Genomic DNA, 17,976 nt, shown 5'->3' on the forward strand with positions numbered 1-17,976 from the left:
GAGAGCGCCTATGTCAGTTGCTGCCGGGTCATCCGCCGCGCACGCCCCCACGGCGGGCAAGGTCATCGTCGGCATGTCCGGCGGTGTCGACTCCTCCGTGTCCGCCGTCCTGCTCATGGAGCAGGGCTACCAGGTCGAAGGCCTGTTCATGAAGAACTGGGACGAGGACGACGGCACCGAATACTGCACCGCCAAGGAGGACCTGGCGGATGCTCAGGCGGTCTGCGACAAGCTTGGCATCAAGCTGCATACGGCCAACTTCGCCGCCGAGTACTGGGATAACGTCTTCGAGCATTTCCTTGCCGAGTACCAGGCCGGGCGCACGCCGAATCCCGATATCCTGTGTAACCGCGAGATCAAGTTCAAGGTGTTCCTCGAGTACGCCGAGATGCTCGGCGCCGAGAAGATCGCGACCGGCCACTATGTGCGCGAAGGCCTGCGCCAGGGCCGCCCGCGCCTGCTCAAGGGCCTGGATACCAACAAGGATCAGAGCTACTTCCTGCACGCCGTGCCGGAAGCCGCGATCGCCCGCACGCTGTTCCCGGTGGGCGAGCTGGAGAAGCCCGAGGTTCGTGCCATCGCCGAGCGTCATGACCTGGTCACGGCGCGCAAGAAGGATTCCACCGGCATCTGCTTCATCGGCGAGCGGCGCTTCTCCGATTTCCTGCGCCAGTATCTGCCGGCCCAGCCGGGTGTCATCGAGACCCCCGAAGGCGAGGTCATCGGCGAGCATATCGGCCTGATGTACTACACCCTGGGTCAGCGCCAGGGTCTCGGCATCGGTGGCCTGCCAAACCACCCGGACGCCCCCTGGTATGTGGCCCACAAGGATCTTGTGCGCAACGTGCTGATTGCCGTGCAAGGCAAGCACCATGCACTGCTCTACAGCAATCGGCTGATCACCGAGCCGATGGACTGGGTCGCCGGCGAAGCGCCCGCCATCGAGGGTCGCTTCATGGCCAAGTCCCGCTATCGTCAGGAGGATGTCGCCTGTTTCATGCGCACCCGAGAGGACGGCGGTGTCGAGGTCATCTTCGATGACCCTCAGCGCGCCGTGACACCGGGGCAATCGCTGGTGCTCTACGACGGCGACATCTGCCTGGGCGGCGGCGTGATCCTTAACACCTGGCAGGACAAGGAGCGCCGCTCATGACCACGCCGATTCATCGTGCACCGGATTCCCCCATCAGCCGTCAGGTACTGGCCCTGGCCGGTGTCTTCCAGGCTGCGGTCGTGGTCGACGAGCTGGCTCGCACCGGCCAGGTCGACGAACGCGCCTGGCAGACACTGATCCGCGCCACCGTCGACACCGACCCGGAAAGCTTCGAGGCCATCTACGGCGGCCACCCCAACTACCTGCGCCAGGGCCTGGATACCTTGAACGCCGTGGTCGGCAAGCGCCAGGCCAACCCGGTGGTGCTGCGTTACGGTTTCTCGCTGCTGCTGCTGTCGCAGAAGCTGCGCAAGAACCCGCAGATGATGGACACCCTCGGTACCCGGCTGACCCGCGTTCAAGGCCAGGCCAGCCATTTCGGCGATACCCACGAGAACGTGGTGGCAAGCCTTGGCGAGATTTATCAGGACACCATCTCGACCTTCCGTTACCGCATCGTGGTGCAGGGCGAGCCGAGTCTCCTGCAACAGCGCATGATGCCGGAGCGGGTGCGAGCCGCCCTGCTGGCCGGCGTACGCTTCGCCCTGCTATGGCATCAGCAGGGTGGTCGGCGCTGGAAACTGATCTTCCAGCGTGGCGCCATGCGGCGCGCCCTCGATGAACTCAGCTAATCCTTGACCTGCTGCTCGGCCCAAAGCCCTTTTTCCTCACCGCACTGGATGACTGTCATGCAACTTTCTGCCCTCACCGCTCTTTCCCCCGTCGACGGCCGTTACGGCACCAAGACCGAAGCCCTGCGCGAGCATTTCAGTGAATTCGGTCTGATCCGTGCTCGCGTTACCGTCGAGGTGCGCTGGCTGCAGCGCCTGGCCGCCCATGACGGCATCAAGGAAGTGCCGGCGCTATCGGCCGATGCCAGCGCCTGGCTCGACGCCATCGTCGCCAACTTCAGCGTCGAGGATGCCCAGCGCATCAAGGACATCGAGCGCACGACCAATCATGACGTCAAGGCGGTCGAGTACTTCCTGAAGGAAAAGGTCGAGGACAACGCCGAGCTCAACGCCGTCACCGAGTTCATCCACTTCGCCTGCACCAGCGAGGACATCAATAACCTGTCCCACGCCTTGATGCTGCGCGGTGGCCTGAACGAGGTATTGCTGCCGGTGATGCATGACGTCACCGAGGCGATCGTGGGCCTCGCCCACGAGCACGCCGACCAGCCGATGCTCTCGCGCACCCATGGCCAGACGGCAAGCCCCACCACCCTGGGCAAGGAAATGGCCAACGTCGCCGCGCGCCTGCGCCGCCAGCTCCAGCACATCGAGCAGGTCGAGCTGTTGGGCAAGATCAACGGGGCGGTGGGCAACTACAACGCCCACCTGGCGACCTACCCGAACATCGATTGGGCGGCCAACGCCGAGACTTTCGTCACCGAACTGGGGCTGACCTTCAACCCCTACACCACCCAGATCGAGCCGCACGACTACATCGCCGAGCTGTTCGATGCCGTGTGCCGCTTCAACACCATCCTGATCGACTTCGATCGCGACGTCTGGGGCTATATCTCGCTGGGCTATTTCAAGCAGCGCACCGTAGCCGGGGAAATCGGCTCCTCGACCATGCCGCACAAGGTCAACCCGATCGACTTCGAGAACTCCGAAGGTAACCTGGGCATCGCCAATGCTGTGCTGAGCCATTTGGCCCAGAAACTGCCGATCTCCCGCTGGCAGCGCGACCTGACCGACTCCACGGTGCTCAGGAACCTCGGCACCGGCCTGGCCCAGGGTCTGATCGCCTACCAGGCAAGCCTCAAGGGTATCAGCAAGCTCGAGGCCAATCCGGAGCGCCTGAATGCCGACCTGGACAACAGCTGGGAAGTGCTGGCCGAGCCGATTCAGACCGTGATGCGCCGTTACGGCATCGAGAAGCCTTACGAAAAGCTCAAGGAACTGACCCGCGGCAAGCGCATCGACCAGGTCGGCTTCGCTACCTTCATCGAAACGCTTGAGCTGCCAACCGACGTCAAGACCGAACTCAAGGCCATGAGCCCGGCCACCTATATTGGCAATGCCGCGGCACAGGCCAAGGCGCTCTAAGCCTGTAAAAGCCGACACGGACGGCCCATTATGGGCCTCCACGCACTGCGTCACCGACAGGCGCTGGCTCGCGCCAGCGCCTGTTTGCCTTCACCCGAGGACTCCACACCATGCCTGCCGACACGCCCTTGCCCATGCTTGGCGGCCTCAGTGCCGCCGACTTTCTTGACCAGTACTGGCAGCGCAAGCCGCTGCTGATTCGTGGTGCCTTTCCAGACATCGAGAGCCCGCTGTCGCCGAACGAACTGGCAGGCCTTGCCTGCGAGGAGGGCATCGAAGCACGCCTGGTCGAAGAACACGGCCAGGATGCCAAGGGCAACCCGCGGCCATGGAAAGTCAGCCATGGCCCCTTCGATGAGGCCACTTTCTCACGCCTGCCCGAGAGCAACTGGAGCCTGCTGGTACAGGCCGTGGACCACTATATCCCCGAAGTCGCCAACCTGCTGGAAACCTTCAGCTTTGTGCCGCGCTGGCGTCTCGATGACATCATGATCAGCTACGCTCCGCCGGGCGGCAGTGTCGGCCCCCATGTCGACCAGTACGATGTCTTCCTGCTACAAGCCAGCGGGCAACGCCACTGGCAGCTGGGTGGGCCGACCGACGATGAGGCACCGATCATCGAGGGCATCGATCTACGCATCCTCGAGCACTTCGAGGTCGCGCCCGGCAAGGACTGGGTGCTCGAACCCGGCGACATGCTTTATCTGCCCCCGGGCCAAGCCCACCACGGCATCAGCCAGTCCGATGACTGCATGACCGTCTCGGTGGGCTTTCGGGCGCTTTCCGCCGATGAAGCCGTCACCTCCTTCGCCGACTACCTGGGAGAAACGCTTCCGTCTTCCAAGCGGTACAGCGATGCCGGCATGACGCCGCCCGCCGATCCCGGTGAGCTGAACGACGAGGCGCTTGAGCGCATGCGTCGGCTGATTCTCGAGACCCTCGACGACCCCACCCAACTGGCCCAGTGGTTCGGCCGGGTGATGACTCAGCCCAAATACGTCGATCAACTGGTGCCACAGGAATCGCCGACGCCGGTCGAGGAGCTCGTCGCCGAGCTCGAGGCCGGCGGATATCTGGAACGCACCCTGGGCTCACGCTTTGCCTGGCGCGCACTGGACGACAACCAAGCGACCCTGTTCGTCGACGGCGATGGCCTTGTCTGCTCCCCGGGCCTGGCTCAGGCAATGGCGTCCAATGCCTCCATCGACGCCGATATCCTCGACTACCCCGGCGCCGCGGCGCTGATCGCCGGCCTGCTCGATCGCGGCAGCCTGAGCTGGCCCGGCGATGGCGCCTTTGAAGAGGATGACGAATGAGCGAGTCCATCGCTGAGCTCGTCCTGCAACAGGGGAGCTGGGGCGAGCTTGGAGACATTGCCGGCGAAATCCGCCGGGTGGTCTTCATCGAAGAACAGGCCGTTCCCATAGAGGAAGAGTGGGACGGTCGCGACGGTGACTGCCTGCATTTTCTGGCCTGGCATGGCACGACCCCGCTGGGTACCGCCCGGCTGCTGCCCGACGGTCATGTCGGGCGTGTTGCCGTGCTGGCCGAGGCCCGTGGCCTGGGTATCGGCGTGGCCCTGATGCAGGCCACCATCACGGCCGCCCGCACCCAAGGCCACGCGCATGTCGAGCTTGCCGCCCAGCTTCAGGCACTGCCTTTCTACGAACGCCTGGGCTTTATCGCCTTCGGCGACGAATTTCTCGACGCCGGCATACCGCATCGCAATATGCGCCTCGAGCTAGGCAACTGATTCAAACCCCTTCCCCTATCTCCCCGAAACAAGACTACAACCGAGGCCGAAAACCAGCCGGCTTGTAGTCTTACTACAACGCCCTCTACCGCTAAGTAACCATGGTCATCTCCTGCCATGATGGGCCATAGTCGATATAAGGGTGGCATTAAAACAATCGTTTTACTTACCGACATCTGTTGCGACTACACCACAATTAATGCCCTATCCCCTTCGACCAAGGCAGCACAGACAAGATCGCCTGCCTGATCAACGCTTGACGTATCCTGCAGCGCAGCATGGCCCAATCAGCACCACATGCCGCCGTCAGGAACTACCGAACCGACCGATGAGGATGGCTCCATGTCAGCATACCAAGATGCAATCCAGACCCTGACCGCCCTGCGCGACGCCCAAGACGGCAAGTGGGACACCATCAATCCCGAGTACGCGGCGCGCATGCAGACCCAGAATAGATTTCGTACGGGGCTTGAGATCGCCCGCTATACCGCCGACATCATGCGACGCGACATGGCGGCCTACGACGCAGATACCAGCCAGTACACTCAATCGCTGGGCTGCTGGCATGGTTTCATCGGGCAGCAGAAAATGCTGGCGGTAAAGCGTCATCACGGCACCACTGCCAAGCGTTATCTCTACCTGTCAGGCTGGATGGTCGCGGCAATGCGCTCGCAGTTCGGACCGCTGCCGGATCAGTCGATGCACGAGAAAACCAGTGTCCCGGCGCTGATTGAGGAGCTTTACACCTTCCTGCGCCAAGCCGATGCCCGGGAACTGGGCCACCTGTTCAAGGCACTGGACGAGGCACGAGCGGCGGGCGATGAAGTCAATGCCCGCGCCGTTCAGGACCGGATCGATAACTTCGAGACCCATGTCGTGCCGATCATCGCCGACATCGATGCCGGCTTCGGTAACGAAGAGGCCACCTACCTGCTAGCCAAGAAGATGATCGAAGCCGGCGCCTGTTGCATCCAGATCGAGAACCAGGTCTCGGATGCCAAGCAGTGCGGTCATCAGGCCGGCAAGGTCACCGTGCCCCACGAAGACTTCCTGGCCAAGATCAATGCCGTCCGCTATGCCTTTCTCGAGCTCGGCGTCGACGATGGTGTCATCGTCGCCCGCACTGATTCCCTGGGCGCGGGCCTGACCCAGAAGATCCCGGTCTCTCAGGAGCCTGACGACCTGGCCAGCCAGTACAACCGCTTCCTCGAGACCACTGCCGTGTCTTCGGCCGACGACGTTGCCGAGGGTGATACCCTGATCAAGCTCGACGGGGCACTCAGGAAGCCCGTACGCCTGGCCAATGGCCTCTATCAGTTCAAACCGGGAACCGGTGAAGACCGTGTCGTGCTGGACTGCATTACCTCGCTACAGCATGGCGCGGACCTGCTTTGGATCGAAACCGAGAAGCCACACGTCGGCCAGATCGCCGGCATGGTCAATCGCATCCGCAAGGTCTGCCCAGATGCGAAGCTTGTCTACAACAACTCGCCCTCCTTTAACTGGACACTCAACTTCCGCCAACAGGTCTTTGATGCCTGGGAGCAAGAGGGCCGAGACGTCAGCGCCTATGATCGCGGCGACCTGATGAATGCCCTCTACGATGACACCGAGCTTGGCCGGGTAGCCGACGACTGGACGCGCAACTTCCAGCGCGATGCCGCGCGTGAAGCGGGCATCTTCCATCACCTGATCACCCTGCCCACCTACCACACGGCAGCGCTGTCCACCGACGACCTGGCCAAGGGCTACTTCGGCGAGGAAGGCATGCTTGCCTATGTCGAAGGGGTACAGCGCCAGGAAATCCGCAAGGGCCTGGCAAGCGTCAAGCACCAGGACATGGCCGGCTCGAACCTCGGCGACGACCACAAGGAGTACTTCTCCGGCGAAGGCGCACTCAAGGCAGGCGGCAAGGACAACACCATGAACCAGTTCGCCTGAGGCGCTACGCGCCCAACTAACGGTATCGCTCCACTAAGGGGAAGCCAATCGGCTTCCCCTTTTCAATGGTGCTAAACCTTGGCAACAAAACCGGCATTTCATGAAAGATATCGACAACATCAACGACGTAAATCACTTCCTGTAGTTAGGCTACAACACGACGTGATGCCAATGAGGCATGGTTGATTCTGCTGTGCTGCACCATAGTCAAGTCACAGCACAGGTAAGCGCATCGCTACCCCGATTAACGCTCTCCTGCACTGAGCTACAACACGGGCGCTGCTATTGATGATCCAAGCGCCTTGGGCGATGGTCTTACCAAGCTTGTGACCACTTCGCATCTGCAGCATCGGGCTCTTACCCGGCCCGGCATGAGTAGCAAACGCCACATAAACGCCATCGTGAATGGCCACTGCACAAAAGGTGTTACACATGAACTGCATCGAACTGACCCACCAAGCCGATCTCATTGCCAGCACATTCAGCAAGCAGGAACTCGCCAAACTGGTGGTTGCCCTGAAAGGCAACGGGGAATCCCTGCAGCACGCCGTTGAGGTAATCGACACTGTCGATAGCCGTGCAGGCTACTCACTCGACGATGCCTGGGACGAAGTATTGACCGGTGATACGCAAACACTCGAAGAGGAATAATCCTTCCCGGCGCTAATGAACGACTGACCATTGGCCCATCCCGCAATGCGGGATGGGCTTTTTCATGGTGAAACACGCAAGGGGTAACGCCTCACCTTTCTAAACTCACTCCTTGCCCAAGGTGCCCTGGACAGGCAATGCTAAGGATACGACAGGAATTCTCAGCCAACGAGCGACTGGTCGAGCGCCGGGAATGGCGTTAGACTCATTATCAAACAGCGTTCTATATTGATTTGGCGCACACCCTGTCATCCCTATGCGCCATCAACAGGAGACCTTCCCATGCCCCACCTCAAGACACACGCCCTGCTCCCTCTGTTGGCCGCCGGCCTACTGACGCTCGCTGGCTGTGCCAACACCAGCCCCTATTCGGGTGATGTGTACCGTGGCAACCAGGCGCAGACCGCCCAGACGGTGAGCTATGGCACCATCACCGCACTTCGCCAGGTGCAGATTCAAGCAGGCGACCAGAACAGCGGTGCGCTCGGCGGCATTGGCGGCGCCGTGATCGGCGGTCTGCTGGGCAACCAGATTGGTGGCGGCTCGGGCAGGACACTTGCGACAGCAGCCGGTGCAATTGGCGGTAGCGTGGCCGGCAAGAAGATCGAGGACACGGCCAACCGAACCGCCGCCTGGGAGATGGAAATTCGTCGCGACAATGGACAGAGCGTCATTGTGGTGCAGAAAGCCGATCGCGCTTTCCAGGTCGGCCAGCGGGTGCGGCTGATTGGCAGCGGCGCCAACCTAAGCGTCGCGCCCTACTGAAACGAAACACAATACCCGCCTGAGAACCTGACAAGAAAAACCTGACAAGCCCTCAGAACGCAAAAGGCCCGCGAGCATGCTCGCGGGCCTTGTCGTTACTTTCAGTCGTTGCCACCCAGCGTGACGTCGACGCTAACCATCCAAGGGCTTTACCCGGGGCTCGCCGAGGAATCAGTGCCCAGGATCAGTAGCCAGGCTCTGTACCTTGGCTCAGTGCATCTTGACCCGGTTCATGACCCAGCCAACCAGGCTCTTGCCCAGCCACACGATCAACGCCAACAGGATCACGGTGAACAACATATCGACCGGGCGCACCAAGGCAGTGGCGCCCAGCACGGCAATGGCCGGGCACCAGACCCAGCGATCATCGCCACCACTGACCAGCAGCGACGGCATTTTTTGCTCGAAGAAGGTTCCCAACCCCCCGCTCCAGCTCCTAACGGTCAACAACAGGATCACGGCAAAGGCGATCAGCCAGATCAGCGTCACGGTCATGGACATTCTCTCCAGCGGGATTTTGGTCAGATGTAAGGGTGATGGAAAATCAGACTCAGGGTATCCCTGCCCCGCGCTGCACGCAACTGCCACTCACAGGCTTGAATCAACGTCATGATCTACCCTTAGAAGCTGAAAAAATCCCAGCCGCCCCTGACAGCCCTTGCACCATCGCGTTACCATTAGCGCGACATGCACTCACCGAAAGGTCCCCCAATGCAAATTCAGCAGAACTCCGTAGTCGCGTTCCACTACACCCTGAAAAATGATTCTGGTGAGGTGCTGGACAGCTCCGAAGGTCGCGAGCCGCTTACCTACATGCACGGTTCCGGCAACATCATCCCGGGCCTGGAAAAAGAGCTCGAAGGTAAAGCTGACGGCGACAAGCTGCAGGTAGCCGTTACACCGGAAGAAGGTTACGGCGAAGTCCAGGAAGGCCTGGTTCAGGAAGTGCCGCGTGATGCCTTCCAGGGTGTCGAAGACGTGCAGCCGGGCATGCAGTTCCAGGCTCAGACTCAGGGCGGCCCGCTGATGGTCACCGTGACTCAGGTTGAAGGCGACACCGTCACCGTCGATGGCAACCACCCGCTGGCCGGCCAGAATCTGAACTTCGACGTCGAAATCGCCGAAGTGCGTGAAGCAAGCGACGAAGAAGTCGAGCACGGCCACGTGCACGGCGAAGGTGGCGTGGAGCACTAAGCTCTGCCGCACTGCTTCAGCTAACGCTGACACGCAAAAGGGGCAGCCCACGGGCTGCCCCTTTTTTGTGCATCATATGTTGCTTGCGAGCCAGAATCAGCGATGCATCAGCCCCGCCACCTACCGACCCGGGCAGCGCGACGGGGTAGGCGAATCGGAAAAATGAAGCCGTGCATAACTGGCCGTCGCATCCCCTCCCGCATTATCACCATCGGTCATCAGGGCAACGCCACTCAGGCGCTCAGGCCGCTCGCCAAACAAGCGATGGAAATCCTCTTGCACATCGCGCACCTCGGCCATCCACTCGCCAACCGGCGCTTCCTTACCCTGCAATGCCAGCAGTTGAGCGCGGTCGGTAAACGCATTCGCCCAGGCACTGCCCGCTGGCTGATTCGATGACCAGACATAGTTCACCGACTGCACCTGGAACGGCAACCAGCCGGTCTTGCGCGCCACGTAGACCCGCGCCGGGTAGTCGTCACCGGCCTTGGTCGTTTCACGAAGTCCTGGGTAGACCGACGAAACGCGCCAGCACCAGTGCAGATAGGGGGTGCGATTCAGGTCGATGTCCTGTTCCAGGTACTTGGCCGACGCCTGGCCACGGGCCCGTGCCTGAAGCACCTGCTCCCCCTGCTCTTCTACCAGTTGGTAATCGGTCTCTCCGTCGAAAGAGCTTGTCGGCCAGTTTTGAATGTCACTTGGACTGAAAGCCGTCTCGGCGGCCAGCAGCGGTGGCGAAAAGAAAACCGACGCCCCGCTTGCCAGCAGCACGCCCATTAGCCCTGCGAGGGTCGATGTGACGTGCCGTTTCTCCTGACTCATGCGCGTCCCTCTCGGGCCTTGATGGTATGAAAGCCGCCCCATAGCCGAGTGCCGGTCGTCAGCAGGCAGGCCGCAGCAAACACCACGGCCAGCACCACGAAGTGCTCCGGCCATAGACAGAAGAGCACGAAGGCCAGGATGGTCTCGGTACCTTCGGTAAGGCCATGCAGGTAGTAGAAGGCCTTGTTCTCGAAGCTGGGCCGCGAGAGTTCGTGTCTAGTCGCCATGATCGCGAAGGCCAGAAAGGAGCTAGCGGTCCCCATGAAGGCAAACAGCAAAAATGCGGCCGCCAGTGCATTGGCTTGCGGGTTGGCCAGGGCAAACCCCAGCACGACGGCGGCATAGAACAGAAAATCGAGCCCGATATCCAGAAATCCGCCGGCATCGCTTGAATGCCCGGTGTGGCGCGCCAAGGCGCCATCCAGGCCATCACCCAGGCGGTTGAGAAGAATCGCCGCCAGCGCCCAGCCATAGGCCTGGTACGCCAGTAGCGGCAGCGCCAGCATGCCAATCAGAAAGCTAGCCACCGTCACCTGGTTGGGGGTCACGCCACGTCCAGCAAGCCCCTTGGCAAGGCCAGCCAGCGGGGGCTTGATCCACTCATTGGTCCAACGGTCGAGCATGCTTGGCGCCCCTTCTGGTCAATGATGGCGAGGCTGCCGACGAGTGAGCGCTGCGGCGCCGCCAGGCAAAGTAGCGCTCAAGCCAGCCCAACAGCCGCTCGGGCTTATGGGCATTCTTCCACACCCCGGCACTCGCCTTGGCGGCTTCAGAGAATGTCGGATAGGGATGGACGGTACCCAACAACTTGTTCAGGCCAATGCCGTGCGTCATGGCAAGCGTGTACTCACCCAGTAGCTCACCGGCGCCGTGGCCCACAATGCTGGCCCCCAGAATCCGGTCCTTGCCTGGCACGGTGAGCACCTTGATGAAGCCTTCGGTGTGTTGGTCGGCGATCGCTCGGTCGAGCTCTGCAAAGGCATAGTGCGTGACCTCAACGTCTACACCCTGAGCGGCAGCCTCACGCTCGTTGAGCCCCACCCTTGCCACCTCGGGGTCGCAAAAGGTCACAGCCGGCAGATTGCGATAGCTTACCGTAAAGCGTTTGAACTCACCGAACAGCGCGTTGACCGTGGCATGCCAGGCCTGATGAGCGCTGGCATGGGTCAGCTGGAAGGGGCCAGCCACATCACCACAGGCCCAGATATTCGGATGCAGGCTGCGCAGGGTTCCGTCTACATCAATCGTGCCATCTGGTCTTGGCAGCACCCCCAGCTGCTCAAGGCCGAAGCCACTGACATTGGCCACCCGGCCTACCGCCACCAGCAGACGATCAAAGATCAGGTGCTCGGTCTCCACGCCTTGCTCGCCATTACGCTCGATGACCAGCACCCGACCACTGTCGCCATGACTCGGACCCGGCTCAACCCGAACCGCACGCGCACCTAACGCCAGCCGGACGCCCTCTCGCGTGAGTCTCGCCTCCACCACACGGGCGATATCGCGATCTTCCTTCGCCAACAACTGGGGGCCACTTTCCACCATCGTCACCCGGCTGCCCAACCGGGCGAAGCTCTGACCCAGCTCACAGCCGATCGATCCACCGCCCAGCACCACGAGACGCTCGGGCAAGGATTCAAGCGCCCAGAGATTGTCAGATGTCAGTACATCGCGCTCTTCCAGGCCTTCTAGATCAGGCACCCGCGGCCGAGCGCCAGTAGCAACGATCACATGCCGTGTGGTCAACACCCGCTCGCCGACACGTACCTCCCAGGGTGTCTGCAGCCAGGCATTGCCATGAACGACCTCGACGCCGAGGCCGCGATAGCGCTCGGGGCTATCATGGGGCTCGACCTCCTCGATGGCGTGATGGACATGGCCCATCACCGCAGAAAAGTCGACCTCAGGTTCTGCGGCAGAAAGTCCGAACCGTTTAGCCTCGCGCATCTCCTGAGCGAGCCGAGCCGATCGAATCAGTGCCTTCGACGGGACACAGCCGGTATTCAGGCAGTCGCCCCCCATCTTGTCGCGCTCGACCAGCGCTACCCGGGCCTTGACCGCCGCGCCGATATAACTCGCCACTAGGCCGGCCGAGCCGCCGCCAATGACCACGATGTCGTAGTCGTAATGCCTGGGCTTGCCATACTGGCGGGCAATCCGCCGACGCTTGGCGATATCCACGATCCAGCGAGCCAACCAGGGGAAGACACCGATCAGCGCGAAGGACGCCAGCAGGCCTGGAGACAGAACCCCGTCCAGCGATTGGAGGGTTCCCAACTCCCGGCCGGCATTAACGAAGACTGCCGTCCCCGGCAACATCCCCAGCTGACTGACCCAGTAGAAGGTGACCAGCCGCATGCGGGTCAGTCCCATCACCAGGTTGATGACAAAAAACGGGAACAGAGGAATCAGGCGCAGCGTGAACAGATAGAAGGCGCCTTCCCGTTCGATACCGCGATTGATGCGATCGAGCTGACGGGAAAAGCGCCGCTCCAGGGGCGAGCGAGCCAGGGTGCGGGCGATCAGAAAAGCAAGACTCGCCCCAATGGTGCTGGCAAAGGAAATGATCACCAAGCCCAACCCCAGGCCGAACAGCGCCCCGCCGAGCAAGGTCAACAAGGTGGCCCCCGGCAATGACAGCGCTGCCATCACGACGTAAAGGGCAAAAAAGCCGCCGATTACGGTCACGGGATCATCGGCAAGCCAGGCTTGGAAGCGGGCCTGCTCAGCCTTTATGGCGTCAAGGGTCAGAAACTCATGGGCGCCACTCAAGTAAAAGGCGCCTATTACCAGGGCAATGAGGGCAAGAATGACGAGGCGTTGTCGGTTCAACAGAATAACTCCTTAGCATGACGAATACGGTAGCGACTCAAGAGCCAGCCATGCCCATTGAGTCACACACCTGGATGCTTCCTTACAGACCGGATGCAGGCGACTGGCGCCGATGGCGACAGGCGAGCTATCACTTGCCAATAACGACTGCGGTCAGGCAACCGATTTTGCGCCCATCAAGAACGCCAACGCCAACTTCTGGCGAATATTGAGATCTCTGGCAGGGAACCCTTGCGCAGCGTTCCCATCCAACGACCACCCACCAACACAAAGGGATTGATCATGGCGCACTACCAGCATGCTGCTACACGCCTCATTAGCCCGGCGGTTCAACGCCTCTTCAAGGCGCTGCCGCTAGCACTGGCCATCGGCGCTTCAGCCAATGCACTCGCCGCGGCCCCCCAGGATGCGGTTTTCGCTGGTGGCTGCTTCTGGTGCATGGAAGAAGCCTATGACAAGGTACCAGGCGTAATCGAGACCACATCGGGCTATAGTGGCGGCGCCGCAGACACCGCGACCTATCAGCAGGTCTCTGCGGAACGCACCGACCATGCCGAAGTCGTGCGGGTGGAATATGACCCTGACGATGTCAGCTACGACCAACTTCTCGAGGTTTTCTGGCGCAACATTGACCCCTTCGCCGTCGATCGCCAGTTTTGCGATGCCGGAAAATCCTATCGCAGCGCGATTTTCCCCATGAACGAAGACCAGCGAGCCATGGCGAAGGCGAGTCTTGATGAAATGCAGGCTCGCTTTGATCGCGAGATCGCCACGCAGATCGAGGACTTCAAGGCCTTCTATCCCGCCGAGGATTACCACCAGAACTACTACAAGACCAACAGCCTCAGATACAACTTCTACAAGTCTGCCTGTGGCCGAGTCGATCGTCTGGAAGAAGTGTGGGGCGATGAGGCTGGCACCCAGGGGGCGCTCAAGGGGTGGTCGTAACTGACCGACCGCATCGCCATAGCCAGCTACTCAGCGCGGCAGTAGCAATAAGCATCAGTTCGGCGGCCAAGCTCACACCAGCCGCCCAGCTGCCAGAAAGGCCCCAGATAAAAGCCACCAGGACTTGCCTCCAGATGTGAGGCGGCTAATGCCAGGGTCGCACACGACATGACAAGACTTGCGATCAGCGTGGAGACGCCGAAAGTGGCGCGCAGTTCAGGCAGCAGCGGCTGGGGAGCGTAGCGATTGATGAAGACGATGAAGGAGCCCAGGCAGAGAACCAGGGTAGTACGCCACCGATCACGCCTGTGAGCTTGAATCATGAGATGTCAGTCATGGGGCACTCGCAAGAGACCGGGCCGCATCGAGACACCCTGGTGACAACCTCAGATCAGCCGCTGGTAGCCAGGAGCGCTCGCTGAGCGAGTTGCGTGGGCGCCAATGGGCGGCGCGCCTGCCAGTAGTAGCGACGCCAGTAGCTATTGTCGAGACGCGACAGGGAGACCCCCTGAGACGAGGACGCATGCAAGAAGAAACCGTCGCCGACATAGATACCGGCATGGTGATAAGTACCGGGCGGGCGGAAGAACACCAGGTCTCCCGCTTTCAGCGCGCCGCGCTTGATACGTTGTCCCTGATTCACCTGCTGTGAGGTGGTACGCGGCAGTTCGGTGTCGAAACGCTCGCGAAAGATGGTCTGAATCAACGCCGAGCAGTCGATACCATGGCGGCTCTCGCCGCCCAGCCGATAAGGCGTGCCTAACCAGCGTTCATGTTCCTCATACAGTGCCTCCCGAACCACCTCTCGATTTGGCTGTTCCAGACCTTGATGATCGAGCAGCGGGTTATCCACGGGCGACATCGGCCCGCTGGAAAGTCCCGGTAGCTGGGTGGCGAAGTAATCCGAGGGAACCTTGGGCGCGGGTGACGGCGATGTCGCGCAACCAGCGAGTCCGGCATGCAGGGCGAGAAGCGCTGTGGTGACGGCAATCCGCGACATCGTGCTGACCTCCTCTCTGTGGCCGGATCGCAACGCGGCGATTCCGTGGTAAGTGACTGATCTGTAAGAGTCTCAATAGTATCGAGACCGACAAGCCGACCATGATAGTGCCTACTGCAAGGTATGACGAGCTTTTACGCGCAATGCTCATGGCGAGCACCCGCTCACGATGCCCCTGATACGCTAGTGCAGGGTGCGCGCATCACCCGGCAATGTGTCGATATGCAGAGGCGCCCAGTGGCGCGGCCGAGCGCCCGGAAAATCCAGGCTCGCCCAGGGGCCCGCCAGTGGCGGCGCCCCGGTCAGCCAGCTCACCAGCGCCTCGCGGAAGCTCGACAGAAACGCCTTGCGCTCCTCGGTTTCCCCCATGAAAAACGAGAAACCGGCATAAAGCCCCCGGGCATAGGCCTGCCACCCCGGATAATGCTTCGCGGCAAGCGTCGCCGACTGATCGAGGGCAGAGGTAAACTGTGCCTCGCTCAACCACGCCAGTTGGCGGCCGGCGATCGCCAGATCCACGGCCTGGGCAATATCCCAGGCCGCCATATCGAAGGTATTGCAGCCTGCTTCGTTGTCGCGGATGCGTTTGAGGCGCAGCAGATGGTTACGCTCGTCTTCGCTGCAGTCATCGCTCTCAAGTGTGGCGATTTCCGATGCGAGCCTTGCGGCATTGAGGGTGTAGGGCGCGTAGTTGATCTGGTATTCCTGACGATCACCAGCGCTCAGCAGGAAGTCGAGAAACTCCCGAAGTGCCTCGCCGTCCTGCAAGCCATAATGACCATCCATCCATTCCTGAATGGCCGCCACCTCGCGGGCGCTCTCAGGCAGCGGCTCGCTCCAGGCGCCGCCGTTGAGCGGCCCGACCAGCGCCAGCGCAGTGAAGCGCGGCAGGCTGAGTCGCGGGCCGGGCTCCTGCCAGCTGGCCCCTGCCCGCCAGTCCAGCCAGTGAAAGGGGCTGCCCGGGTCATCTCTATGCCAGCGGATTTCGTGGGCAAGCGACACCGGGGTGCTCTGCTCCAGCGGCGGCTCGGGCAGCGCGGCCTCCCAACAGGCCCAGGCGTTGAGCAGCCGCCGAGCATCCGGATAGAAACGGCACAAAACGCCCCGTAACGATTCTGCCAGCCGTGAAAGTCCCTCGGCATCGAACTCCCCACTGTCATCGGCCATCTGCAGATAGAAGGCGTACTTCTCGGCCATATGAACGGTGGCCGAAAAGCGACTGCAGCCCTTCAGGGCATCGCGTTGAGCGAGCCCCTCTGCGGCTGGCTGCCCGAAGGGTGTGACCAGGCTTGGCAGCGCACTGTGGTCCGCGTCGGCCGCCAGCTGGTTGAGGTGATGGGCCTGTGCCGGCAGCCAGTAGCGGGCAAGTCCGGCGACACCGTCATCGGGATAGAGGCCGAGCACTTCCTTCAGATAGTGCTGCGCATCCTTGTAGACACTTTCCGCCAGGGATGGCCTCGGCCCCTGGCGAAGCAATAGCTCGGGTTCACGTACCGAGGCCAGTGCCAGCACCCAGTGACGCGCATCGGCACGCCAGGTCCGCATCGCCGCCTGTGATGCCTCACGGTTGGCATCGTCCTGCAAGGCCTTGAGCGGTTCTTGCCAGGGGCTTGCCGGTGACTGCAACAATAACGCCCAGTCCTGATTGAGCGCGGCCATCTTGTCGCTGCCCTCAAAGAGACTGCGCCCCCGCTGATAGGCCGTGACCATTGCGACCCAGTCGCTATAGCGACGCGTGATCAGATCCAGAGCATGATGGGCAAAGGCGTCCGCCTCTGCCTGGGCGAGCCAGCCAAGTGCCAGGCCGGTATAGGCCAGATCGACCAGCCGCAGCCAGTCCCAGGCCGCCCATTCCAGCGTTTCGCCACGTGACAGGAAGCCAAGCAGCACCTTGCCGGAGGCTACTGCGCCGCCTTTCTGCCCCGCGAGCCAGGCGTCGCGTTGTTCAACGGAGGCCTCGAGCAGCCGTGTGGCATCCAGATCCCAGGCATAGCGATCGCCCTGTCCGGCAAGCCACAGCAGCAGGCGCACCAGACCATCGCGGTCATGAACCTGCCACTCATCGGCGAGAAAGGCCCTCGCCTGGGGGGCATCCAGCGCCTCGTCGGCACCGGCCACCAGCACGGGTGCAAAGGCGGCGCGTAGCCGCCAGGCCTGCTCAGTGGGCGCCGAGGGCCACAACGGCGCTTGGGGCAGACGTCTTAGCGTTTCGGCGAGCACCTCCCAGGTGATGCCGGCACCTTCACGTTCCAGCGTTGATAGAGCATGGCAGGCCTCCAGGAAACCATCGTCTCCACGCTCCCAGCCAAGCGCGCCTCGTGCCTGGCGCAGCGCTACTAGCCAGTCCTCAAGGGTATTGCAGTGAGCACAGATATCATCGGCAATCCGTGCCACCCAGGCACGGGCCTGCTCGACCGGCAGCCATCCGGCAGCCACCGCAAGCGCCAGCAGTTCCAGGCTTTCCAGATGGCCCACCGGATTCACCGCTCCAGGAGAAAAGGCCTCGACCAGTTGCCAGCCCAGTTCGCCGCGATCCGCCACCTCCATCTCAGCGAGTCGCTGAACGGCCAAGGATGGCTCGATGGCCGTCGGATCGGGCGAAAAGGCCCAGTCACACAGCACAAGTTGTTGAGCCCACCAGGCACTCAGGGGATCGACCAAGACTCACCTCTCCACGCGCAGGTTGTCATCAAGACAACCATAGGGATTTTCGGCGCCTAGTTTAGCGGAAACTGGGGGATTCGCCGATCCCTGCCTACTGAACCAGCGCAATGATGACCTGGATCAGCCGGCATGGCTTCGTCTCTCGGAAAAGCCTTGACGGATCGCCGAGATAAGGCTTGGCGGTTTGTTGTAAATA

17 protein-coding genes are annotated in these 17,976 nt (G+C 61.7%); 10 read left to right on the forward strand and 7 right to left on the reverse strand.

Annotated features, from left to right (window positions below):
* Positions 1-10 precede the first annotated feature (10 nt).
* From mnmA to HF027_RS08960, 8 genes are all read left to right on the forward strand, one after another.
* Positions 11-1,153, forward strand: a complete 1,143-nt coding sequence (gene mnmA / locus HF027_RS08925) for a tRNA 2-thiouridine(34) synthase MnmA (protein WP_168014867.1) — start codon at positions 11-13, stop codon at positions 1,151-1,153.
* Positions 1,150-1,785 (forward strand): high frequency lysogenization protein HflD, encoded by a 636-nt coding sequence (gene hflD / locus HF027_RS08930; protein WP_168014870.1) that lies wholly within the window; start codon positions 1,150-1,152, stop codon positions 1,783-1,785. Before mnmA ends, hflD begins: the two co-directional genes overlap by 4 nt.
* Positions 1,786-1,842: 57 nt before the next feature.
* The gene (purB, locus tag HF027_RS08935; protein WP_168014872.1) at positions 1,843-3,210 is read left to right on the forward strand and encodes an adenylosuccinate lyase; all 1,368 of its coding nucleotides are present in this window, start codon (positions 1,843-1,845) and stop codon (positions 3,208-3,210) included.
* A gap of 110 nt (positions 3,211-3,320) precedes the next feature.
* The gene (locus tag HF027_RS08940) at positions 3,321-4,526 is read left to right on the forward strand and encodes a cupin domain-containing protein (protein WP_168014874.1); all 1,206 of its coding nucleotides are present in this window, start codon (positions 3,321-3,323) and stop codon (positions 4,524-4,526) included.
* Entirely contained in the window at positions 4,523-4,963 is a 441-nt protein-coding gene (locus HF027_RS08945; RefSeq protein ID WP_168014876.1) for a GNAT family N-acetyltransferase, read from the forward strand. Before HF027_RS08940 ends, HF027_RS08945 begins: the two co-directional genes overlap by 4 nt.
* Before the next feature lie 342 nt (positions 4,964-5,305).
* Positions 5,306-6,904, forward strand: a complete 1,599-nt coding sequence (locus HF027_RS08950) for an isocitrate lyase (RefSeq protein ID WP_168014878.1) — start codon at positions 5,306-5,308, stop codon at positions 6,902-6,904.
* A gap of 432 nt (positions 6,905-7,336) precedes the next feature.
* On the forward strand, positions 7,337-7,555 hold the full coding sequence (locus HF027_RS08955; RefSeq protein WP_136253866.1) for a hypothetical protein: 219 nt from the start codon (positions 7,337-7,339) through the stop codon (positions 7,553-7,555).
* 282 nt (positions 7,556-7,837) lie between these two features.
* Positions 7,838-8,320, forward strand: coding sequence for an outer membrane lipoprotein (locus tag HF027_RS08960; protein ID WP_168014880.1), 483 nt, complete (start codon positions 7,838-7,840; stop codon positions 8,318-8,320).
* Positions 8,321-8,530: 210 nt separating this feature from the next.
* Here HF027_RS08960 and HF027_RS08965 read toward each other — a convergent pair whose 3' ends face one another.
* Positions 8,531-8,815 (reverse strand): hypothetical protein, encoded by a 285-nt coding sequence (locus HF027_RS08965; RefSeq protein ID WP_168014882.1) that lies wholly within the window; start codon positions 8,813-8,815, stop codon positions 8,531-8,533.
* Positions 8,816-9,031: 216 nt separating this feature from the next.
* Between HF027_RS08965 and HF027_RS08970 the strand changes: the two genes are divergently transcribed.
* Positions 9,032-9,514 (forward strand): FKBP-type peptidyl-prolyl cis-trans isomerase, encoded by a 483-nt coding sequence (locus HF027_RS08970; RefSeq protein WP_168014884.1) that lies wholly within the window; start codon positions 9,032-9,034, stop codon positions 9,512-9,514.
* 120 nt (positions 9,515-9,634) lie between these two features.
* Here the strand turns inward: HF027_RS08970 and HF027_RS08975 are convergent, their stop codons facing one another.
* From HF027_RS08975 to HF027_RS08985, 3 genes are read right to left on the reverse strand one after another with little or no spacing between them, the layout of a single operon-like run.
* Positions 9,635-10,336: a DUF3047 domain-containing protein gene (locus HF027_RS08975; protein WP_245184618.1), complete on the reverse strand. Its 702-nt coding sequence runs from the start codon at positions 10,334-10,336 to the stop codon at positions 9,635-9,637.
* Positions 10,333-10,959 (reverse strand): CDP-alcohol phosphatidyltransferase family protein, encoded by a 627-nt coding sequence (locus HF027_RS08980; protein ID WP_168014886.1) that lies wholly within the window; start codon positions 10,957-10,959, stop codon positions 10,333-10,335. Before HF027_RS08980 ends, HF027_RS08975 begins: the two co-directional genes overlap by 4 nt.
* Positions 10,937-13,168, reverse strand: coding sequence for an FAD-dependent oxidoreductase (locus HF027_RS08985; protein WP_168014888.1), 2,232 nt, complete (start codon positions 13,166-13,168; stop codon positions 10,937-10,939). The genes HF027_RS08980 and HF027_RS08985 overlap by 23 nt, the downstream gene beginning before the upstream one ends.
* A 282-nt stretch (positions 13,169-13,450) precedes the next feature.
* Here HF027_RS08985 and msrA point away from each other — a divergent pair, with 282 nt between their 5' ends.
* Positions 13,451-14,116 carry a peptide-methionine (S)-S-oxide reductase MsrA gene (gene msrA / locus HF027_RS08990; protein WP_168014890.1) on the forward strand — a complete coding sequence of 222 codons (666 nt, stop codon included), beginning with the start codon at positions 13,451-13,453 and terminating at the stop codon, positions 14,114-14,116.
* A gap of 26 nt (positions 14,117-14,142) precedes the next feature.
* On the opposite strand, the gene HF027_RS15800 is transcribed toward msrA, so the two are convergent.
* From HF027_RS15800 to HF027_RS09005, 3 genes are all read right to left on the reverse strand, one after another.
* The gene (locus HF027_RS15800; protein ID WP_209316429.1) at positions 14,143-14,439 is read right to left on the reverse strand and encodes a hypothetical protein; all 297 of its coding nucleotides are present in this window, start codon (positions 14,437-14,439) and stop codon (positions 14,143-14,145) included.
* A gap of 68 nt (positions 14,440-14,507) precedes the next feature.
* Positions 14,508-15,116 (reverse strand): C40 family peptidase, encoded by a 609-nt coding sequence (locus HF027_RS09000; protein WP_168014892.1) that lies wholly within the window; start codon positions 15,114-15,116, stop codon positions 14,508-14,510.
* Between the two features lie 183 nt (positions 15,117-15,299).
* A complete protein-coding gene (locus HF027_RS09005) occupies positions 15,300-17,777 on the reverse strand; it encodes a DUF1266 domain-containing protein (RefSeq protein ID WP_168014894.1) in 2,478 nt (825 codons plus the stop codon).
* Positions 17,778-17,976 lie beyond the last annotated feature (199 nt).

The organism is Halomonas salinarum (assembly GCF_012062845.1).
GTDB classification, from domain to species: Bacteria; Pseudomonadota; Gammaproteobacteria; order Pseudomonadales; family Halomonadaceae; genus Onishia; species Onishia salinarum.